The 21376-nt window shown below is 60.4% G+C and carries 23 protein-coding genes; 15 read left to right on the forward strand and 8 right to left on the reverse strand.

What is annotated here, in order from left to right; genetic code table 11:
* Positions 1–222: 222 nt before the first annotated feature.
* The 12 genes from BUB04_RS00430 to BUB04_RS00480 all read left to right on the forward strand — a co-directional run bounded on the left by BUB04_RS00430 (position 223) and on the right by BUB04_RS00480 (position 12775).
* Positions 223–786, forward strand: coding sequence for a hypothetical protein (locus BUB04_RS00430; RefSeq protein ID WP_073035888.1), 564 nt, complete (start codon positions 223–225; stop codon positions 784–786).
* A gap of 115 nt (positions 787–901) precedes the next feature.
* A complete protein-coding gene (locus BUB04_RS20035; protein WP_281246572.1) occupies positions 902–1036 on the forward strand; it encodes a DUF6800 family protein in 135 nt (44 codons plus the stop codon).
* Between the two features lie 20 nt (positions 1037–1056).
* On the forward strand, positions 1057–2178 hold the full coding sequence (rdgC, locus tag BUB04_RS00435; RefSeq protein WP_073035890.1) for a recombination-associated protein RdgC: 1122 nt from the start codon (positions 1057–1059) through the stop codon (positions 2176–2178).
* A gap of 31 nt (positions 2179–2209) precedes the next feature.
* Entirely contained in the window at positions 2210–3211 is a 1002-nt protein-coding gene (locus BUB04_RS00440) for a hypothetical protein (RefSeq protein WP_073035892.1), read from the forward strand.
* A gap of 102 nt (positions 3212–3313) precedes the next feature.
* On the forward strand, positions 3314–5296 hold the full coding sequence (gene ftsH, locus BUB04_RS00445) for an ATP-dependent zinc metalloprotease FtsH (RefSeq protein WP_084075782.1): 1983 nt from the start codon (positions 3314–3316) through the stop codon (positions 5294–5296).
* Positions 5293–6168 carry a dihydropteroate synthase gene (folP, locus tag BUB04_RS00450; RefSeq protein WP_073035894.1) on the forward strand — a complete coding sequence of 292 codons (876 nt, stop codon included), beginning with the start codon at positions 5293–5295 and terminating at the stop codon, positions 6166–6168. The genes ftsH and folP overlap by 4 nt, the downstream gene beginning before the upstream one ends.
* Positions 6169–6207: 39 nt before the next feature.
* Positions 6208–7602: a phosphoglucosamine mutase gene (gene glmM / locus BUB04_RS00455; RefSeq protein WP_073035896.1), complete on the forward strand. Its 1395-nt coding sequence runs from the start codon at positions 6208–6210 to the stop codon at positions 7600–7602.
* Complete coding sequence (locus BUB04_RS00460; RefSeq protein ID WP_073035898.1) at positions 7590–8360, forward strand: type III pantothenate kinase; 771 nt, start codon at positions 7590–7592, stop codon at positions 8358–8360. Before glmM ends, BUB04_RS00460 begins: the two co-directional genes overlap by 13 nt.
* Positions 8361–8430: 70 nt before the next feature.
* The gene (locus BUB04_RS00465) at positions 8431–9300 is read left to right on the forward strand and encodes a S66 peptidase family protein (RefSeq protein WP_178371855.1); all 870 of its coding nucleotides are present in this window, start codon (positions 8431–8433) and stop codon (positions 9298–9300) included.
* Positions 9285–10475 (forward strand): serine hydrolase domain-containing protein, encoded by a 1191-nt coding sequence (locus BUB04_RS00470; protein ID WP_143156294.1) that lies wholly within the window; start codon positions 9285–9287, stop codon positions 10473–10475. Before BUB04_RS00465 ends, BUB04_RS00470 begins: the two co-directional genes overlap by 16 nt.
* A gap of 297 nt (positions 10476–10772) precedes the next feature.
* Positions 10773–12236: a UDP-N-acetylmuramate--L-alanine ligase gene (locus BUB04_RS00475; RefSeq protein ID WP_143156295.1), complete on the forward strand. Its 1464-nt coding sequence runs from the start codon at positions 10773–10775 to the stop codon at positions 12234–12236.
* A gap of 5 nt (positions 12237–12241) precedes the next feature.
* Complete coding sequence (locus tag BUB04_RS00480; protein ID WP_073036120.1) at positions 12242–12775, forward strand: epoxyqueuosine reductase QueH; 534 nt, start codon at positions 12242–12244, stop codon at positions 12773–12775.
* Positions 12776–12788: 13 nt separating this feature from the next.
* Here BUB04_RS00480 and BUB04_RS00485 read toward each other — a convergent pair whose 3' ends face one another.
* Complete coding sequence (locus BUB04_RS00485) at positions 12789–13076, reverse strand: antibiotic biosynthesis monooxygenase family protein (RefSeq protein ID WP_073035907.1); 288 nt, start codon at positions 13074–13076, stop codon at positions 12789–12791.
* 100 nt (positions 13077–13176) lie between these two features.
* Here BUB04_RS00485 and BUB04_RS00490 point away from each other — a divergent pair, with 100 nt between their 5' ends.
* Positions 13177–13923 carry a methyltransferase domain-containing protein gene (locus tag BUB04_RS00490; protein ID WP_073035909.1) on the forward strand — a complete coding sequence of 249 codons (747 nt, stop codon included), beginning with the start codon at positions 13177–13179 and terminating at the stop codon, positions 13921–13923.
* A 9-nt stretch (positions 13924–13932) separates the two neighbouring features.
* Here the strand turns inward: BUB04_RS00490 and BUB04_RS00495 are convergent, their stop codons facing one another.
* Positions 13933–14232: a 4Fe-4S binding protein gene (locus BUB04_RS00495; RefSeq protein WP_073035911.1), complete on the reverse strand. Its 300-nt coding sequence runs from the start codon at positions 14230–14232 to the stop codon at positions 13933–13935.
* Between the two features lie 45 nt (positions 14233–14277).
* Entirely contained in the window at positions 14278–14871 is a 594-nt protein-coding gene (locus BUB04_RS00500; RefSeq protein WP_073035913.1) for a 2-oxoacid:acceptor oxidoreductase family protein, read from the reverse strand.
* A gap of 251 nt (positions 14872–15122) precedes the next feature.
* On the opposite strand from BUB04_RS00500, the gene BUB04_RS00505 reads away from it, so the two are divergent.
* Positions 15123–15518, forward strand: a complete 396-nt coding sequence (locus BUB04_RS00505) for a hypothetical protein (protein WP_073035915.1) — start codon at positions 15123–15125, stop codon at positions 15516–15518.
* Positions 15519–15571: 53 nt separating this feature from the next.
* Here BUB04_RS00505 and BUB04_RS00510 read toward each other — a convergent pair whose 3' ends face one another.
* From BUB04_RS00510 to pilM, 5 genes are all read right to left on the reverse strand, one after another.
* Positions 15572–16219, reverse strand: coding sequence for a L,D-transpeptidase family protein (locus tag BUB04_RS00510; protein ID WP_245795087.1), 648 nt, complete (start codon positions 16217–16219; stop codon positions 15572–15574).
* Between the two features lie 101 nt (positions 16220–16320).
* Complete coding sequence (locus tag BUB04_RS00515; RefSeq protein WP_073035917.1) at positions 16321–18189, reverse strand: type IV pilus secretin PilQ; 1869 nt, start codon at positions 18187–18189, stop codon at positions 16321–16323.
* 61 nt (positions 18190–18250) lie between these two features.
* Complete coding sequence (locus BUB04_RS00520; RefSeq protein WP_073035919.1) at positions 18251–18865, reverse strand: type IV pilus inner membrane component PilO; 615 nt, start codon at positions 18863–18865, stop codon at positions 18251–18253.
* Between the two features lie 15 nt (positions 18866–18880).
* Complete coding sequence (locus BUB04_RS00525; protein ID WP_073035921.1) at positions 18881–19501, reverse strand: PilN domain-containing protein; 621 nt, start codon at positions 19499–19501, stop codon at positions 18881–18883.
* Entirely contained in the window at positions 19498–20553 is a 1056-nt protein-coding gene (pilM, locus tag BUB04_RS00530) for a type IV pilus assembly protein PilM (RefSeq protein WP_073035924.1), read from the reverse strand. The genes BUB04_RS00525 and pilM overlap by 4 nt, the downstream gene beginning before the upstream one ends.
* Before the next feature lie 131 nt (positions 20554–20684).
* On the opposite strand from pilM, the gene lepB reads away from it, so the two are divergent.
* Positions 20685–21350 (forward strand): signal peptidase I, encoded by a 666-nt coding sequence (lepB, locus tag BUB04_RS00535; RefSeq protein ID WP_073035926.1) that lies wholly within the window; start codon positions 20685–20687, stop codon positions 21348–21350.
* The last annotated feature ends 26 nt before the right edge of the window (positions 21351–21376 follow it).

Consider the following 21376-nt stretch of genomic DNA (forward strand, 5'->3'; position numbering starts at 1 on the left):
ACGGCAAAGACGGTCATCCCCGGCGTTTTCGGGCAGTCTCCCAGGTGCGCCCACACACAGTTCGCGCATCATAGCCTCCGATGCATCAAATCCAAAGAATGTTCTGAACCACGCGGGATCCGCACCGTATTCTTTGCCTTTTTCCTTGACAGCATATATCTTTTCGGAGCCGGAAAGTGCCTGTGGATCGGCTTGGGTTATGGATGAGGTGCAGAAAAAGGCATGGAACGATCGCCCTTCGGCCCCAGTGAGATTCCAACCCTGAGAGAAGCGATTCGCATCTCGGAGGAACTCATTGGAGATCGCTTCAAGATTTCCACTTCCGACTGGAAGAGGTACCGCTACGACATCCAGTCCCTCAAAGACCTGCGCCCGGAAGAGATAACGGACGGAGCCTTTGCCCAGATCCGCCGTTACGCGCGCCACCCCCATGAAAAGCTCCTGGCCAGCAAGCACGGGGAGTATTTCAAGATCTGCCTCCAGGACCACGTGATCCGAAACGCCCTGCAGCGGGATTCCCACATTCGCCTGCTCCCACTGGCCACCTACATCGTGACCCACGAATTGATCCACGTGGTGCGTTTCGCGCGGTTCCTGCAACGATTCGACGCCCCACCCAGGGAAAGGGACGAGGAGGAGGTCCGCGTCCATCACCTGACGGCCGAAGTGCTGGGGGGACTGAGGATGGAGGGGCTCCGGGACGTGCTGTCCGCTTTCAGGGATTGTCGGGCCATGGAGACCTTCGTCAGCCAGGATGCCGCCGGCGCGGCGCCAGATTCCCATTGACGAGTCCATGCGGTTTCGCTAAAAGGAAGCGTTTTTACGCAAGATTTTACCGGGAGCCGGTCTCAAAGGCCGGCTCTGTGTTTGGAAAGACCGTATGTGCAATGAGGAGGTTCGAATGGCACGCCATAAGAAGATAGAACGCCGCCGGGAACTGGACCGCCGCCGTCACCGCAGGAAGAAACGAGCCAAGCTGCGCGCCAAGGGCCTTCTGCCTCCCGCGGAGGGCACCCAACAGGCCGACAAGAAGTAACCGGGAGCGCCGACGAACCCATGGCCATCCAGAGCGGAACCGCTTCCTTCACCAGGTTTTTCGTGCCCGAACCCCAGGTCGCGGACTTCTGGTCCCACGTGGACGAGAAGCTCCGCGCCGGAGCCTATCGGGACGCCTCCGACGGCGCCGAAGCCCCCCGGGGGTTCGTTGCCTGGGAGGACCTTTTCGACCCTTCCTTCGCGTATTCGTCCTACCACAAGGGGGAATACATCGCCTTCCAGTTCCGCCTGGATCAGAGGAAGGTACCTTCGCTGGTGCTCAAGCAATACGTGCGGGACGCCGTGGAGCAGTACCGCAAGGAACACGACGGCCGTTATCCGCCGCGCCAGGAAAGGCTCAAGATCCGCGACGAAGTGCATGCGAGCCTGCTGAACCAGGTGCTTCCGCAGCCTTCCGGATGCGACGTGGTGTGGAACCCCGCCCGGCGGTGGATGCTGGTGGGCACCTCAAGCCCCAGGATGCTGGAAGCGTTTCTGGAACACTTCGAACGGCATTTCAAACTCTACCCGGTGCCGCTCTACCACGCCCAGTGGGCGGTGAACATGCTTCAACTGGAAGGTCGTCAGAAAGACGTGCTCGCCGGTCTCATCTCCCTGAAATCGCCCCACGCCATGCACGAAGGCCGATTTCTCGGCTACGAGTTCCTCACCTGGCTCTGGCATTTCATCGAAACCGAGGGCGGCCGCTGCGACTTCGATCCGGGAATGACGGCGGCGCTGGCTCTGGGGGAACGGATCGTGCTCAGCCGCCAGGATGACGGCAAGGAGCGGGTCATTTGCACGACCCAGGCAGGGGCTCTGGACGAAGCCAGAACCGCCTTGCGGCAAGGAAAGCTGGTGGAAGAGGCCCAATGGATCATCACCGTGGGCGACAATGAATACATCATGACCCTGGACAGGGATCTGTGGGCGTTCAAGGGACTGAAAACCCCCAAGCAGATGCCCGAATTCGACGACGAAGACCCCGACGGACGATTCCTCGAAAAGATGTTCTTTCTCGAAGAGACCTTCGCGGTGTGGGACGCTCTGTTCCAACGCTTCCTGACCTCCAGGCTCACCCCGTCGTGGAACTCCGACACCCTGCCGGCCCTCCGGCAGTGGATCGAGGGAGCCACGAGCTGACACCCCGTCCGGACGACGGGGGCGGATGACAATGCACCTCCAAACTGCGGTCGAGTGGTTCAGACAGGTCGCAACCGAGCATCTTACCAGCATCCTGCTGTGTATTCTGACGCTAGCGGTTATCGGTGCCGTCTTCATCCTGCGATGGTGGCTCCGGCGGCGATGGCACGCGCTCCTTCAGGAAAGCGCCTCCGAGAACTTCCATTTGGGCGACCCGGCGGATCTGACCACGCAGGATCAGGAAGCCTTGGCGTGCCTCAAGCAGATGCGCCGCGAGGTCTTTCACGCCCCCGAATCCCAGCTCTCCATTGCATTTGAAAGCCTGTTTCAACGCTCCCAGGACGTGGTTCGAAGGATCGCCCGCATCTACCACCCGGACAAGGAGGAGCCCGAGTACCAGGCGTCCCTGGAGGGATTGCTCCAGCTCACCCAAAGGGTTACGGCCCGCCTCCAGGCCATCGCCGGCTACGGGCCCTTCCGCGTGCTCGCGTCCCGGCGCCTTGCCCATTACCGCTCCCTCTACCGAACCTACCAATCGGTGCAGGAAAGCCCCCTGGTGCAGGGACTGCGAAAGCACAAGAGGATCTACAAGGTGGCGCGCCTGCTCTGGAATCTTCGGAACATCAAGAACCCCTTCTACTGGCTGGGCAAGGAATTGTCGCAAGAGGGCTACTTCCTGATGCTGCGCTGGTTCCACATCGCCCTGGTCAATCAGGTGGGCAAGGAGGCCATCCGCCTCTACAGCAGCCGTCCGTTCATCCACGATGAGGAACGGGACCTGGCGCTGGCGTGTCTCAAGGTCCTCCATGAATGCCGCCAGAGCGGGCGTCTGGATGCCGGGAGTCTGGAACGCTGGGTGGTTTTCGTGTGCGGGCTTCCGGTGTTGGACGCCAACAGCAAGCTGCGACTCATCCGCGGGGCCTGTTCCGGGGACCTCCCGCCGGACGTGGAAAAGGAGGATTTTCGGACATCCCGCGGCAAAAAATGGTATCAGAAAGGAATGGAGATGGTCCCCCGAAAGGATTCGGAATAATTGGTGTTCACACCCCCGGTAGGCGGTGCTAAAATCAATTGATCGGAACCCATAGTGACCCAGGGGCACCGCCCCGTAAAGCCCTAGACCAGGAGGAAACCTTTGAGTCCGTTTTACAAGAATCTCGCCTTGTGGCTGGTCATCAGCCTCATGGTCATCCTGCTTTTCAACATGTTCAACCAGCCCCAGCAGGCACGGCTGGAAACCACCTACAGCCAGTTTCTCGAATCGGTCGAGAAGGGGGAGGTGGCCCAGGTGACGATCCAGGGGGACAACATCCTGGGCATCTATGTGGACGGAAAGCCTTTCAAGACCTACGCTCCGGGGGACCCCGACCTCATCCGCATCCTGCGGGAGCGGGGAATCAACATCCAGGCCAAGCCCGAAGAGGATTCGCCCTGGTACATGACCATCCTGATCAGCTGGTTTCCCATGTTGCTCCTGATCGGCGTGTGGATCTTTTTCATGCGCCAGATGCAGATGGGCGGCGGCAAGGCCATGAGCTTCGGCAAGAGCCGGGCCCGGCTGTTGAGCGAGGACGCACGCAAGGTGACGTTCAACGATGTGGCCGGCATCGACGAGGCCAAAGAGGAACTTCAGGAGGTGGTGGAATTTCTAAAGGACCCCAAGAAGTTCACCCGGCTGGGCGGGCGGATTCCCAAGGGCGTGCTCCTGGTGGGAGCTCCGGGAACGGGTAAGACCCTGTTGGCCCGAGCCATCGCCGGCGAGGCGGGCGTTCCGTTCTTCAGCATCAGCGGTTCGGATTTCGTGGAGATGTTCGTGGGCGTGGGCGCGTCCAGGGTCCGCGACCTCTTCATGCAGGGAAAGAAGTTCGCCCCGTGCATCATCTTCATCGACGAGATCGACGCGGTGGGACGCCATCGCGGCGCCGGGTTGGGCGGCGGCCATGATGAGAGGGAACAAACCCTGAACCAGCTCCTGGTGGAAATGGACGGCTTCGAATCCAACGAAGGGGTCATTCTCATTTCCGCCACCAACCGCCCCGACGTCCTGGACCCGGCCCTGCTTCGCCCCGGCCGCTTCGACCGGCAGGTGGTGGTGCCGGTGCCGGACATCCGCGGCCGGGAGGGGATTTTGGCCGTGCATCTGCGGGGCAAGCCCCTGGCCGACGATGTGGATATCAAGACCCTGGCCAAGGGGACCCCCGGCTTTTCCGGTGCGGATCTGGAAAACCTGGTCAACGAAGCAGCTCTCCTGGCGGCACGGCACAACAAGGACAAGATCGAGATGGCCGATTTCGAGGAGGCCAAGGACAAGGTCATGATGGGCCTGGAGCGCAAGAGCATGATCCTGAGCGACGAGGAAAAGAGGACCACCGCCTACCACGAGGCGGGACACGCCCTGGTCGCCCGCATGCTTCCCGGCACCGACCCGGTCCACAAGGTGACCATCATCCCCAGGGGACGCGCCTTGGGCCTCACGCAGCAGCTTCCCCAGGACGAGCGCCACACCTACCCCAAGGAATATCTGCTCAGCACCATCGCCATCCTCATGGGCGGCCGCGCCGCCGAGGAGGTGGCCTTTCAGCAGCAGACCACCGGAGCCTCCAACGACATTGAGCGGGCCACCCAGCTGGCCCGGCGCATGGTGTGCGAATGGGGCATGAGCGACAGGATGGGGCCTCTGAGTTTCGGCAAAATGGAGGACCAGGTCTTCCTGGGAAGGGAAATCGTCCAGCACCACAAGGACTACAGCGAAAAGACGGCGATCCAGATCGACCAGGAGGTTCGGCGGATCGTGGAGGAAAACTACGCCAAGGCCAAGAACATCCTGGAAGAGCATCGGGACATCCTGAACGCCATGGCGTCGGCCCTTTTGGAAAAGGAAACCTTGGACAAGAAGGACATCGAGGAGATCATCGCCTCCATCCGTCCGGATCTGGCCCGCCCCTTGGACGAATCGGAAGCGGCGGCGGATCCATCGGCTTCCAAGTCCGGCCCGGAGGAAACCTCCGGTGAAGGTGCGGCCCGGACGCCCGATCGCGAGTCCGCCGATTCCGAAGGCGAAGCGACCGAAACCGCAAAGCAGGAAAGGAAAGAGACCACCGGAGACGAGCCCCGATGATGCCCGCTCACCGTCCCGTGTTCACGCTGAAGCTGCGATCCACCGACTGGATCCTCGGCCACCGGACCCTCATTATGGGGATCGTCAATGTGACGCCGGATTCCTTTTCCGACGGCGGACGATTCGCCTCCACCCGCACCGCGGTGCAGCACGCGTTGGAACTGGTGGAGGCCGGCGCCGACATTCTCGACATCGGGGGAGAGTCCACCCGGCCCTTCTCGGATCCCGTGCCGCTCCAGGAGGAACTGGAGAGGGTTCTTCCGGTCATTGAAGAGCTTCGCGCCCACACCGACGTTCCCATCTCCATCGATACCACCAAGGCCGAGGTGGCCCGGCGTGCCTTGGAAGCCGGGGCGGACATCATCAACGACGTGAGCGCCCTGCGCTTTGATCCGGAAATGGCTTCGGTCGCAGCCGAAACGGGCGCTCCCGTGATCCTCATGCACATGCTGGGAACGCCCAAAACCATGCAGGAAGCCCCCGTCTACCAGGCCCTGCTGGCGGAAGTGAGCGCCTTTTTGGAAGAGCGCATCCAGTGGGCCGTGAGCCGGGGGGTGGACCGAAGCCAGATCATTGTGGACCCGGGGATCGGATTCGGCAAGACGGTAACCCACAACCTGCGGCTGATCCGGGACCTGGACATCCTCTCCAGCCTGGAGCGCCCCCTGCTCCTGGGAGTTTCCAGAAAAAGATTCATCGGCTCGATCCTGGACCGTCCCGTGCAAGACCGGGAAATCGGCACGGCGGTGGCCAATGCCTTCGGTGTCGCCGCGGGAGCCCACATCCTTCGAGTCCACGACGTGGGAGTGCACAAGCAGGTGGCGCTCATGGCCGATGCACTCCGGGAGGGCCGTTGGAGCGAACAAGAATAGAGGAAGGACCAAGGCCGTCATCAGCGAGGAGCCCGAACCATGGGAGAATTGTTCGGAACGGACGGGATTCGAGGGATCGCCAACGCGTATCCCATGACCACCGACATCGCCTTGAAAGTGGGCATGGGAGCCGCTCACCTGTTCAGGAACCGGCACCAGAGACCCAAGATCGTGATCGGAAAGGATACCCGGATTTCGGGTTACATGATCGAGAACGCCATCACGGCGGGCATCTGCGCCATGGGTGTGGACGTGCTGCTGGTGGGTCCTCTCCCCACTCCGGGCATCGCCTTTATCACCACCAGCATGCGCGCGGACGCCGGCATCGTGATCTCGGCATCCCACAATCCCTACGAATACAACGGCATCAAGATCTTCGCAGGCACGGGCTTCAAGCTCCCCGACGAAGTGGAAGCGGAAATCGAGCGGCTCATCCTGACGGGGGAGATCGATCGCATTCCCAGACCCGACGTGGCCGACATCGGCCGCGCCAAGCGGATCGATGACGCCCACGGCCGTTACATCGTCTATCTGAAGAACACCTTCCCCAGGAATCTCACTTTGGAAGGGCTGAAGATCGTCCTGGACTGCGCCCACGGGGCCGCGTACAAGGTGGCTCCCGCCGTCTTCGAAGAGCTGGGGGCGCAGGTGATCGTGGTGGGAGACCGGCCCAACGGCAAGAACATCAACTCGGGCTGCGGCTCCCTGCACCCCGGAGAAATGGCGCGTCTCGTCCAAGAACACGAGGCCCATGTGGGGATCGCCTTCGACGGCGACGCGGACCGGGTCATCCTGGCCGATGAAAACGGGGAGATCCTGGACGGGGATCAGGTGATGGCCATCTGCGCCAAACACCTGCACGCCCGGGGCCGGTTGCAGAAGAACACCGTGGTGGCCACGGTCATGAGCAACATGGGCCTGGAGGTGGCTCTGCGCTCCATGGGCATCTCCCTGGTGCGGACCGCCGTGGGGGACCGCTACGTGGTGGAAAGGATGATCCAGGACGACTACTGCCTGGGAGGAGAGCAGTCGGGTCACATCATCTTCCTGGAACACAGCACCACCGGCGACGGCATTCTCTCCGCCCTGCAGATCCTGGCGGTGATGCTGGAAGCCCAGCGGCCCCTTTCCGAGCTCAAGACCGTCATGGAGAGATTCCCGCAAACACTCAAGAACGTCCGGGTGGCCCAGAAGCGCAACATCGAGGAGGTGCCGGAAATCATGACGTGCGCCTCCAAAATCGAAGACAGGCTGGGCTCCGACGGCCGCCTCCTCATCCGTCCGTCCGGAACGGAACCCGTCATCCGGGTCATGATCGAAGGCCGGGACGAGACGCTCATTGAAACACTGGCCGAAGAGATGGCGGACCTCATCCGGAAGCATTTCAACCGGCCGACCACAGCAACCGCCGAGGGGTCTTCATGTTGCTCGTAATGGACATCGGAAACACCAACACGGTCCTCGGCCTCTTCGACGGGGACCGGCTCGTGCACGATTGGCGGATCCGCACTGAAGTGAACACCACGGCGGACGAGTACGGGATCCTGTTGAAAAACCTTTTTGAAACCCAGGACCTTCGTTTCAATGCGGTGACGGACATCATCATCTCCTGCGTGGTCCCGCCGGTCCTGCGAGACGTGGAAGGCTTCTGCCGGAAGTATTTCCAGATACAGCCCCTGGTGGTGGGTCCCGGCATCCGCACGGGCATGCCGATCCTGTACGACAACCCCAAGGAAGTGGGGGCCGACCGGATCGTGAACGCCGTGGCCGCCTACGAGAAATACCGTTCGGCCACCATCGTGGTGGACTTCGGCACCGCCACCACCTTCGACTACGTGTCCGAGCGGGGCGAGTACATGGGAGGCGTCATCTGCCCGGGAATTCTGATCTCGTGCGAAGCGCTTTTCCAGAAGGCTTCCAAACTTCCCAGGGTGGAGATCTTCGCGCGGCCCAAGTCGATCCTGGCCAAGAACACCATTGGGTCCATGAACGCCGGCATCGTGTTCGGATATGCGGGACTTGTGGGCGGAATCATCCAAAGGATGAAAAAGGAGATCCAGACGCCCCTTCGAGTCGTGGCCACGGGCGGTCTGGCCCCTCTGATAGCCAGCGAGTGTCCGGAGATCGAAGAGGTGGACGACTATCTGACCCTGAAGGGATTGAAAATCCTTTTCGAGCGGAATCAACACTGAAACCATGATGCCGCGCCGTTCTCGCCGATCCTCCGGCGCCCGGCCGCGCCCGCTTCCTCTGGCGCCGGGCATGACCGTGGCGCTGGCGGCTCCCGCCGGTTCCTTCCCTTCCGACCGGACGGAAAAGATTCGTCGGCTTTTTGAGGAGAAAGGCTTTCGAGTCGTCATCGGCCGGCACGTCACGGGCCGGGATCGTTACCTGGCCGGTTCGGACGCCGACCGCGCCGTGGATCTCATCCGGGCGCTCACCGACCCCTCGGTGGACGCCGTTTTCGCCATCCGCGGCGGCTACGGTTCCAGTCGGCTGTTGCCGCGCCTTCCTTTCGGTTCTTTTCCTGAAAAACCGAAAATCTTTTGCGGGTACAGTGACATCACCTTCCTGCACGCCGCTTTGGGCGCTCTGACCGGCTGGATCACCTTTCACGGCCCCAACGCCATTGAATTCGCCGACGATCCCATTGTCTTCGAGGAAACCCTGGCGTACTTGAGCGGATCCCGGCCTTTAGAATGGCACCTGTCCGATGAGCAAATTCTTCAGGAAGGCAAGGCTTCCGGCATTGTGGCCGGCGGAAACCTCACCTGCTTTTCCCATCTCATGGGAACCCCTTATGCTCCCTCTCTGGAAGGCGCCCTCCTCCTGCTGGAAGACAAGGCGGAACCAACCTACCGCGTCGACCGCATGCTGATGCACCTCAAGGCCGCCGGTGTTTTTCACCGGATCGGCGGGATCATCGGAGGTACGTTCACGGACTGCGGCGATCCCGACGAGATCCGAATGCTGCTCCGGGAATACTCCGCTCCCCGCTCGATTCCCGTCGTCCTGGGCCTTCCCTTCGGCCACGGCGCCCGCAACCACGTCCTGCCCTTGGGCGCAAGATTCACCCTGGACACTTCCAAGGGAACCTTGACCTGCGCGGAGGTCCCGTGGGCATCCCGATGACCTCCCTGGAAAAGGAACTCTCCTCCCTCTTTGCCCATGCCATAGGAGAAGGTGTCTTCTCCGGGGCCTCCCTGGTCGTGGGAGTCGACGGCCGAAAGGTCCTTGAAGGAACCTGGGGGACCACTTCCTTCCATGAGCCCTCAGCTCCTGTGGGTTTCCAAACGCTCTTCGATCTGGCCTCGTTGACCAAGCCGGTGGCGACCGCCACTCTCTTCATGATCTTCCATGAAACAAGGGAAATCGCCCTGGAGGATCCGCTGCCCCGCTTTTTTCCTCGAACGCTCGTGCCCGCCGACAAACGCACTCTGACCCTGGAAGCCCTTTTGTCCCACCGATCGGGCCTGCCCGCCTACCGGCCCTACTATAAGGATCTTGTGCGAATCCCTTTCAACCGCCGCCGGGAGACGCTCCTGGGCTGGATCCTTCAAGAACCCCTGAACCACCGCCCGGGGAAAAAGCGAATCTACAGCGATCTGGGCTACCTGCTCCTGGGCTGGATCCTGGAGGAGATTTCAGGATCCCCCTTGGACCGACTCTTCCGCGAAAAGATCGCCCTTCCCCTGGAAACCGGGCTCGCCTACAGACCCGGAGAGATCGTAAAGGACCGCCGGGAACCGACAGGCCCAGAAATCGCGTCCGTCGCCGCCACCGAAAGGTGCCCCTGGCGCGGCAGGACCCTTCAGGGGGAAGTGCACGACGAAAACGCCTATTGCCTCGGAGGCGTGGCCGGTCATGCCGGGCTGTTCGGATCGGCCGACCACGTGTGGCGTTGGGTCCAGGCGCTGTGGATCGGATCGAAAATCCCCGAGAGCGGGTTCACGTCCAATGTCCGGGCTTCGGCTGAAGCCACCGCTTCCACAAAGAGCTTGTACATCTCGGCGGAAACCATCCGGTTTTTCTGGAAGCCGCGGTGCGACGGTGCCGGCGAGGCCTGGAGCTTGGGCTTTGACCATCCGTCCGGAGAGACGCCCGCCGCCGGCCGTTTCTTTTCGCCGGAAAGCGTGGGGCACCTGGGATTCACGGGGACTTCCTTCTGGCTTGACCCAACCACGGGCATCGCCATCATCCTCTTGACAAACCGGGTGCACCCGTCCAGGAATGATGAACGCATTCGAGCCTTTCGGCCCGTGGTCCATGACACGGTGATGCGAGCATTGACAGGTTGTGATCCCTAAAGACACAGACCTGAATGGACCGATGGTTCGAGAGGTCCGTCCGATCTTGCAGGGCCGGGTTTCACGCCCGCCGGAGGACCGCAAATGGGAAAAACCTAAATTGGACGATTCTTTCTCGTGGACAGGTCCTGAGGGGCGGGCGTAAAGCCCGCCTCTACAAAAAGCACGGACCCCTTGGGTAGGGGCGGGGTTTATCCCCGCCCGCTGATCACGCGGTGTAAGCGACACCCGAAGAAAGAATCGCTCGCTTTAGGAAAGAATCATCCGAGTTAGGACAGATCCAAGGGGAGGTTCTAATTGCCTGGAGATATGAAGAGCTCATCCGAACGCCTCTATCTGATGGGAATCGGCGGGATCGCCATGGGCACGCTGGCGGGGATGCTCAAGGACGGCGGATACCAGGTGACCGGGTCCGACACCAACCTCTATCCCCCCATGAGCACGTTTCTCCAACAGAAGGCGATTCCGGTCCTGCCCGGATATGATGCAGAAAACATTCGGCGCGCCCGACCGGATACGGTGATTGTGGGAAACGTCATCCGAAGGGAGAATCCCGAGGCTCGGGAGGCGGCGGCGCTGGGAATTCCCATGATCTCCATGCCGCAGGCCCTGGAAAGATTCGTCTTGACCCGGCACAAGAGCCTTGTGGTGTCCGGCACGCACGGCAAGACCACTACAACCGGCCTCCTGGGCTTTATCCTGGAATCCGCCGGGCTCGATCCCTCCGTCTTCATCGGAGGATTCGTCAAGAACTGGGGCCGGAGCTACCGGCTCGGAAACGGTCGCTACATGGCCTTGGAAGGCGACGAGTACGACACGGCCTTCTTCGACAAGAACCCCAAGTTTCTGCACTATCGTCCCTGGGCGGTCATCATGACGAGCATCGAATTCGATCATGCCGACATCTACAGGGATCTCGACCACATCAAGGAGTCCTTCCGACGATTGAGCCGCCTCATTCCCCCGGACGGTCTTCTGGTCGTCAATGGAGACGACGCCCACTGCCTGGAGGCGGCCGAAGAATGCAGAGCCAGGATCATCACCTACGGTCGGGGTTCCGGCTGTCACTGGCGGCTGGAGCGGATGGTCCACGAAGGGGGAAGGGCCCGCCTTCTGGTCAAGGATCCCTCCGGTGGGTCCCTTCAACTGGAATCTCCCCTTCCAGGAAGGCACAATGCTTCAAACACCTTGGCCGTTTTGGCCCTTTGCCGTGAGCTGGGGATCTCGGAGGCCGCATTCCAAGAGGGACTCCGGCGGTTTGAGGGCATGCGGCGCCGCCAGGACATCCTCTACCACGACGAATCCGTCACGATCGTCGACGACTTCGCCCACCATCCCACGGCCGTTCAGGAAACCGTGCAGGCGATTCGGGAATTCTACCCGCACGGCAGACTGCTGGCCGTCTTCGAGCCCAGGACCAACACGAGCCGCAGGCGCTTCTTTCAGGAGACGTACACGAAAGTCTTTTCCGGAGCCGACTGGGTGGCGATCAAGGAACCCGCCGGCTTCCATTCCATACCTTCGGAGGAAAGGCTGGACACTCAGGCCCTTGTGCGAGGAATCGCCGCGCAGGGGATACCCGCCCATCTGTACAGGGAACACGACCCGGTGACGGCGGATCTCATGGCGAGAATCCAGCCGGGCGATACCGTTCTTCTCATGAGCAACGGCAACATGGACGGCCTGCCCCGGGAGTTGGCGGAAGCCTGCCGGAAAGCCTTCGGCCGCAAAGACCGCCGGAGCGGACTCCACGGAGGATGAGCAACATGCCCCGGATTCTCCTCCACACATGCTGCGGTCCCTGCCTACTCCACCCGTTGGACCGACTGCGGGAAGAAGGCTGGACGGTCCACGCCTATTTCTACAACCCCCACATCCAGCCCTACCAGGAACTGGAAAGGCGCCTGAAGGCATTGGAAGAAGCCGCCGAGGCAAAGGATGTGCCGGTGATTGTGCGAAAAGACTACGAGTTGGAAACGTTCCTCAGGCAGACGGCCTTTCGAGAGGGGAGTCGATGCCTCTATTGCTACTCCCGGCGGATCGAATCAGCGGCACGGCTGGCCAAGAAAAGCCGCTTCGACGCGTTCACCACCACGCTTCTCTACAGCAAGTTCCAGAAGCACGACCTGATCCGCTCTCTCGGACAGGAGGCGTCCAAAAGATGGGGGGTCCCCTTCCATTATGAGGACTTCCGGACCGGATGGCGCGACGGCAAGGAACAGACGGCCCGACTCGGCATCTACCGCCAGCACTATTGCGGATGCATCTACAGTGAAAGGGAACGCTTCGCGCCCCGCTGAAAAGGGCCCGCAATCAGGCGTAGGCGTAGACCGAAACCTTGGCGGGGGCTCTCAGAAGAGTATCGATCTCCTCCTGCAGGGCCTGCCGTTCGGGATTGTTTTCCCAGGCCTTCCAGTCATCCAGACTGTTCCAGGTGCTGATGACCAGGAACCGCTGGGGATCTCCCACGGCGCGGAGGGTCTCGCCGGAGATGTAGCCGCCCGCCTGCATGGCCTTGGCACGCAACTGGAGGAGCTTGTGCTGCAGCTGAAGCTCCTTGTCGGGGTCCACGATCCTTTCGATCAGCACTCGGACTGCCATGACCGCCCCCTTTCTGCAGGTCTTGCCGCGGTAGGATGATAGGTACGGGTTTGCTTTTTCATATCATGCACAATGGCGAGCGACAACGGGGCTGAGCCGGATGGAAGAGATGGCGGGCGGAAACGCCAAGGTGCGTGTGATCCAGACCTACAGGCGGCTGTATCGGGCCGGGGCCTCCCCCTCGCTCCCCGTTTTGGGTGGAAGAGCCATGGCCCGATCCCTGGGATACCCGGAGGACGTGCTCCGGGCAGTGGACGACGCGCTCTGGAACCGGTTCTTTCCGTGCGGAAACCCGCTCCCGTACCTGGACGTCCGCCCCGGCCAGCGCATTCTCAATCTGGGATCGGGCGTCGGCTTGGATGCCTTCTTCGTGCGTCAGACACTCTCCTCCGCCGCGACGGTGGTCAATCTGGACATTGCCTACGAGGCTCTGGCCGCCGGTTTACGGGCGTTCGGGAACCAGCCCGGGGAAGCCGGAGGCGTCCACTGGGTCCAGGCGGATGGGGAGATCCTTCCCTTCACCGAAAAGTGCTTCCATTGGGTCGTTTTAAACGGTGTCTTCAACGTCTTCCCCGAAAAGGACCGGATCGTCCGGGAATTGGCACGGGTTGCCGCCCCCTGCGGCCGGCTGGTGGTGGCGGATCTGGTCCGCAACGGCCCGCTGCCCGACGAGTGTCGGAACGAACCGGAGGGATGGGTGTGGTGCCTCAACGGGTCGGAAACGTGCGAGGAGATTGCTCGGCTGATGGAAGGCGCCGGCTTTCTGGATGTGCGATTTCACGAGTGGATCTGCCAAGCCGAGCCCTTCTGGCGTTGCGTCTTTACCGCCCGAAAGAGCCCGGCATGATGGAAGTATCTATTCGTCGTCCCCCTTTTCATCCACCATCCTGATGGCCTTGGTGGGGCATTCTTCGGCGCAGATGCCGCATCCCTTGCAATACTCGTAATCGATCTCCACCGGGATGGCCCGGCTCACCACTCCCTCGGGGCAATAGAGCCAGCAAAGAAAGCACGAGGGCCGCTTGTTTCTCGTGGGGGTGCACTTTTCCGGGTCGATGACGGGACGCTCGGATCGCCAGTCCCCGGTCCGCCCTCCTTCTCCCACACAGGCCCGGGAATGGGCAAACGTGAATGGATCTTTCCTCGGTTCGCTCATGCGCACTCTTCTCCTTCCATCAGAAGGCCTGGGCCGCAGGCCTCATCACGCGCACTGCAGGGTGCATTCACCGGCCAGAGTGGTCCGCTCAAAGGCGAGCCGGGCCCCCTTCCGGTTCTTTTCCAGGGCTTCTCCCTGGAAATGGTTGGCCAGGGCCTTGTCCAAGCTCTCCAAACTCACCAAGGACGTGGCACGGGCAAAACCGCCCAGAATGGCCGTATTGGAAAGGACCGTGCCGGCGATGATAAGCCCCGCCTCCTTGGCACAGCGCGTGGCGTCCGTCGTCGCCACGGCGAACCTTTCCGAGATGGGGAAGTGCTCGGGGGAGAGGCGCGAGTTGATCAGCACCAGGCCGTCCGGGGCCAGACCGGCGGTCACATCCACCGTTTCCAGCAGCGTCTCATCCAGAACCACCACCATATCCGGCTCCACCACCAGCGAGTAGGTGCGGATAGGGCGCCAGGAAAACCGGTTGGTGGCGATCACCGGGGCACCTCTTCGCTCGGCGCCGAAAAAGGGAGCCGCCGTGACCCCACGATAGCCCTCCTCGAAGGCTGCTTCCGACAAAATCATGGCGGCCGTCACCGCCCCCTGTCCTCCGCGCCCGTGCCATCTGACCTGAAGGTATTTTCTTTTCATGGGAATCGGCCTGCTCCTCGTCGCTGGAAAGCGTTCAGGGGTTTGTGGAAGAGTTGATTCTTTATCCTTTTTACCCGCGCACGTCAACGATTCCCGAGCGCCTTGCCGGCAGCCGTCAAAAACATGGCTCCCCCGGGCCGAGCGTGCGACCGTTGAGATCCGGGTGGATCGTCCGCAACAGACTTGCGAAGGAACCGTTTTATTGGTTATGAGGGTTCTTCCCAAACCCACGAGGAGGAGAGAAGCGAAAGATGAATGGTGAACGAGCACTTCTGGAATCCAGAACACTCCCCACGGGGCTTGTTGTTCACCTGTTCGACAGGTCCAAAAGAATCGCCGGCGACCGTTGGTACGTGCAGCTGCTGGTGGAGATTCCCATCCCCCTGGACGACTCCCTGTTGGACAAACTGGGGACCGATAAAGAGCTGCTGGAAGCCTTCCGCCGCGAAGCAGGCAACCCTTTCGTTTACCGATACAAGAAGGAGAGAAACTTCATCGACGCGGGGGAAAAAGACGCCGCCCTGGAGCAGCTCAAGGAAGAATTCCTGAAGACCAATTGGAACTACCTGGCCCACCCACGGTTCGCCGAATTGACGGTGAAGAAGTCCTTTCGGGAATGGGAGGAACGTCGGCGCTGGTACAGGTAAAGCACGGCGGCCCATGGGGCGAACGGCCAGGGAAAAGAAGCGATACCGGCGCATCAGGGGCGGACGGTGACCGGCGTCCCCACATCCGCCATAGTGTAGAGCTCGTTCATGTCGCTGTTGTACAGGGCGATGCAGCCGTCCGTCCAGTCGCCGTGCGCCCCGCCGCCGTGGATGAAGATTTCTCCTCCCAAGGGCGTATCCCAGGGCGGCTGGACCTTCCTTTCCAGGGCCAGTATGATGTCGCGGTACTGGACGGGTGACAACAGCCCGGCCATGAATGCCTGCTCCGCATGCTTCTTCGTGGGGTAGGAAAGGGCCAGGGACTTGTAGAACTTGCTTCGCGGGTTCTTGACGCAGATATAGAAGGTTCCTTCCGGCGTCCGGCCGTCACCTTCCCCCATCTTGTCCCCCTTGGGGTTCTTGCCCAGTCCGATGGGATAATTGCGGACCAGAACGCCCCGATCCATGACGTAGAGGCGCCTCTTGTCTTTGTAGACAAAGACTTCCGGGTTCAGAATCTCTTCGGTGGGCCTCAGGTAATCGATGCGGACCGGTTTCAATTCGTCGAACCGGAGCCTCGCGACCTCGTTAGCGGAACTCTCCCGGCTTCCCTCGTGTTTGGAGATCCCGCCTCCTGAGCCGGGACCCTGCACGGTACAGGCACCGGACAGCAACAGGCCGAGAAGGAATGCGGCTGCCACAAGCCGTCTCGGAAGATGCAACGCGATGGCCTGAGACCTCGGTAATGTACCCTTTATACGACCTTTCATCGGGATCTACCCCATGGATTGAATCGCACGATCTATAGTTCTGCCCCCGTCCGCTGATCGGAGAGGTCCACGATTTTCGGGTTTATGAAGATCAGCAACTCACTTTTGTCTTTGCGCACCGACTCGGATTTAAAAAGGGAACCCAGGATCGGAATCCGATGGACACCAGGAGTTCGGCTCTCATCACGGGAATCCTCTTCCTTGATGATCCCGCCGATCACCACAGTGGCCCCGTCGTCCACGAGCAATTCCGTGTCGATCTTCCTCGTGTCGATGGCCGGTTCTCCGGAACCGCCCGTTATGGACGTGTTGGGGCTGTCCTGCTTGGCCTGCAGTTGCAGCCGCACGCGACCGTCGGGCGTGATATGCGGTGTGACCTGCAGCTCCAAGGTCGCATCCTTGAAAGACACGGACGTATTACCCTCGCCCGTCTTCTCTTGGTACGGGATCTGAGTTCCCTGGGAGATCGTGGCCTTCACGTGATTCATCGTGAGGACCCTCGGCGCCGCGATCACCTTGCCCTGCCCTGCCGTCTCCGCGGCACTCAACCGAAGGTCCAGGTTCCACAATGTACTGCCCACCAGCCGCCCGATGGTCATGGAGGCGGACGAGGTGGCGGTGACGGGGTGATTGACGGCAAAATCGGTCGACACGGAATGATCCGTGGTTTTCGTCAAGGAAAAGCCCCAGTCTATCCCCAGGTCCTTGGAAACATTGCTGTTGATTTGCACAATCCGTGCCTCGATGAGAACCTGCCGGGTCGGACGGTCGAGACGCTCCAGGATGCCGCTCGCCTCGGCGATCCGTGCCGGATAGTCCGTATAGAGGATCAGGTTCGTGCGCTGATCCACACTGACCTTGCCGTCCTCGCTCTTGATCTCCCCGATCTTGGCGGCGATGGATTCCGGATCGGCGTAGTTGACCTGCAGGTAAACCGTCTGCAATTCCCCCAGATCCTTCTGCGCCCGAAGGAGCTCCTGCTGGGCTTTGATGCGCTCCTCGCGTTCCTTCCACTCCTCCTTCAACTTTTCCTGGCGGGCGATGCGGATGACGCCGCCGATCTCCTCTTTGCCCAACCGGTTCATCATCAGGACCATATCCAACACCTGGTCCCAGGGCACGTTTTCCACCTTGATCGTCACCTTTCCCGACACGTCGGGTTCCAGGACGATGTTCATGCCGCTGATATCGGCCAACAAGCGCAGGACGTTTTGAATGTCCGCATTCTGCAGATCAAGGCTGATGGGTTTCCCCCGGTAGTGGCGCTTGTATCCCATCACACCGTCGTCGGGCGGGGCGGGGCGGGCGTTGAGCATGTTCCGGGAAGGACGGCCGGCAGTTTCCGGCCAACCCTGTGCGGACCCCGATCGTGGCCCCGCAAGACTCACGCGGGGCGTGGACATGGCGGAGGGCGCCGCCGGGAAGACGTTCACCACCAGATCCTTTCCGACGGCGTGGGCTTCCAACCGGCCGACGGGATCCAGCAGGCGTCCCGTCAGGGTGAACGTCCCGGCGGGGGCCGAGGTCGCTTTGACCGCTATCAGTTTCCTGGATGCCGTGGGGATGGAACCGCCTCCCAGCCTGGTCTCCACACCGTCCAGGACCACCACAAACTCATGGGTGCCGCGGCGCATCACCCGGTGGCTCGCGGCGGGTCGATCCATAAGGATCTTCACCTCGGTCCGGTCATCACGATCGTAGGCCTGCACTCCGAAAACCTTGGCTTGCCCGGTTTCGACGTTCATCTTGGCCATGGCCCCGGACGTCGGGCCGGCCGCCGGGGCTTCGGGCCCCTTGGCCTGCTGCTGCGGTGTGACACAGCCGACCATCACCACGGCAGCGGCCACGATCCAGATGAGTGTGCGAAATGAGCCCATGAAAAAACTCTTTTTCGTCTTCATATGCTTCCTGCCTGTCTCGTGAGTTCGCCAAGGCATCCCCAGGCCTTTCCAAACCAAGCCACTATTTCTTCCCCCCGGCCGCAGCGGGGCTTCTTTCGTGTTCTTCCAGAAAGCGGAACGTCTGGAGGTTGCAACTGACCTGAAGCGATGAATCGTTTCTTCTTTTGAGCGACAACGCTTCCACCCGGATGATGCGATCCAGGCGGCTGATCTTGTCCAGGAACGTCCCCAGTTGGTGGAAGGAGCCCACCATATCCAGGCGCACCGGGATGGTGGCATGAAACTCATGCTTTTGCTCTCCCTGAGGCTGGAACAGGAGATTTTCCAGCCCTTCCTGAGCGCCGATGCCGGAGACGGTTTCCAGGAGTTCCGGGATCTCCCTTTGATCCGGTAGAAAGGCCATCAACACCCTAAACTCTTCTTCGGACTTGGCCAGCTCCTGCATGAGTGTCTCATACTGCGCCGCGTATTTCTTGAGGTCCGCCAAACGCTTCTCCTGGGACTGAACGCTGGATCGAAGCCGGCGGATCTCTTTTTCCTGGGGCTTGTACTTGAGAAAATAAAAGGCGCCCCCCAAGAGCAGGATCGTCAGCAGGAAAACCAAGGCTTTCTGCAGACTCGGAAGGGCATCGACTCGTTCTTCAATGCTTTGCATGGAAGGGAGATTCAGTCTCATCACCGACTCCGGACTTTAACCTTGCGGTTGGGACGGGGCCCCGGCACCTTGTGGAGTGGGCGGCATCGAGGCGGCCCTCAGTTCCGAATAGGAACGCATGGAACAGCTCAATTTGAATTCCCTCAGTTTCCGACCTGCGATCACCACCTGCTTCGAATGGGACAATTGCACGCTGTCCCTCAGAACGTAGGGCGACGCCCGAAGGTTGCGCATGAACTCGGCAATGGCCTCATTACTTCTCGCAACGCCGTCGATATCCACCCGTCCTCCGGTCAGCGACAGGCTCTGAAACCATATCTTCTCCGGCGGAACCAGCAGGCTGATCAAGGCCAAGGTCCGAGCCATCCGGTCCCTGTCCTTTTGAAGCCCTCGAATCACCTCTTTTTTGCGCTCGATGATCTCTTTTTTCTGTTTGATCTCTTGCACCAGCTTTTCATACTTGGCGTACTTGGCTATTTCGGTTCGTAGCTGGGCCTCCCGTTTTCCGAGGGCATCGATCTCCCGCGCCTGGGCCTGCCATAAGTAGAAGATGCCGATACCGGTGAGAACAATGCAGAGCCCGTAAAGCACCAAAAGTTGGCGGGCGGTACTCTTCTTGGCCTTCTTTCGAACCGGCAGTAGGTTGATGCGAATCATTTGTCTTCCGCTCTCCTCAGCCCCAGGCCCAGGCAGATGGCCATCTGCGGCCCCACCTGATCCACATAGTCCGGATCGAACTTGCTTGGACTGGTCTCAAGACGCAGCAAAGGATTGAAGATGTCCACATCCACGCCCAGTTCGCTCTTGATGAGCGCATCCAGGGCTGGAAGCCTTGCCGACCCTCCGCTCAGATAGATCTTGTGAATCTTCGATTCCGGATAATTGGTGTAGTAGAAATCCATGGCTCGGCGGACATCGGCGCACCACTCCCCCACCGTTTCCATGAAGGCCCCCTCGAGCCGCTCGGCATCCACTTCCTCCACACCAAGTCCCAGCTTGATCCGCTCCGCCCGGTCCACCTCCACCCCCAGCTCCACGGCAATGCGGTCCGTGATATTGCGCCCTCCCGCCATCAGATCCCGCATAAAGACCGGCCGCCCGCCCCGAACAATGGTGAGCGTGGTCTTGACCGCACCGATATCCATCAAAAGGATGTTCTGATCGGAAAACACCCCGTAGGTGGCTTCAAAAGCGTTGCTGAGAGCGAAGTAATCCACGTCCACCACCGCCGGCTCGAACCCTGCCTTTTCGATCAGGGCCGCATAGTCCGCCACCGATTCCTTCTTGGCCGCCACCAGAAGAACCTCCATGTGGTTGGGGCGGTCCTTGGATACATCCAGGATCTCGTAATCAACGTTGACTTCATCCAGCTGGTACGGGACGTACTGGGCGATTTCCTCGCGAAGCCTCTTTCCCAACTCCTCTTCGGACATGCCGGGCATTTCGATGGTCTTGATCATCACCTCATAGCCCGACACCGAGGTGGCCACGGGCCCCGGTTTGATCTGCAAATTCTTGGCCAGCTTTCTTAAGACGTCCGCCACCATCTCGGGTTTTTCGATCCGGCCCTCCGAGACGGCTTCATGGGGCACCATCGCCATTCCCAGGCTGTCCACCCGGTAGCCGGTTTTCCCTTGGGTAAGGCGCATCATCTTGATGGCGTACGAACCCAGATCCACTCCCACAATCTCTTTTTTTCTTCGAAACATGGCGACTCGCCGGCCCCTTCATCAAATAGGGATTGACACACATTTGGATTTGTTATTTACCATCTTGCCTCAGCTATTTACAAACGGATTCCATTCCCCTTTCTTTTATTTCGGCAGAATGGGAGGCTGAATTGAGTTTTTTTTCTCGCAGACGTGCGGCACGAGACAAGAAAAAGAGCGCTGTTCGCGAGTACACCGAAGCCATCGTGGTGGCAGTGATTCTTGCGCTCTTCATCCGAGCTTTTGTGGTTCAGGCCTTCAAGATCCCCTCCGGCTCCATGAAAACCACACTGCTTATCGGGGACCACATTCTGGTGAGCAAGTTCAGCTACGGAATTAAAGTTCCCATCCTGGACAAGGAACTGATCCATTGGGACGCCCCCCGGAGGGGGGATATCGTGGTCTTCAAATACCCCCAGGATCCATCTAAAGACTTCATCAAGAGAGTGATAGGGCTACCTGGAGACACGATAGAAATACGGGACAAGAAAGTTTTCGTCAACGGACAACTGCTGCATGAGCCCTATGCCCGGTTCACGGACCCACGAATTCTGCCCGGCTCCGTGAGTCCCCGCGACAATCTGGGCCCCATTGTCGTTCCCTCCCACAGCTTTTTTGTGATGGGCGACAACCGGGATGAAAGCTACGACAGTCGGTTCTGGAAATTCGTAGACGAATCGGAACTCAAAGGCAAAGCGTTCATCATCTACTGGTCCTGGAACAGCGATGGCGAGCTGACTCTTGACCCGGAAAAATGCTACGTGAGATGGAACAGGATCGGACATCTTCTCCACTGACAGGACATTGATGCTCCCCGGGATAT

Source organism: Desulfacinum infernum DSM 9756 (assembly GCF_900129305.1).
Lineage (GTDB): Bacteria > Desulfobacterota > Syntrophobacteria > Syntrophobacterales > DSM-9756 > Desulfacinum > Desulfacinum infernum.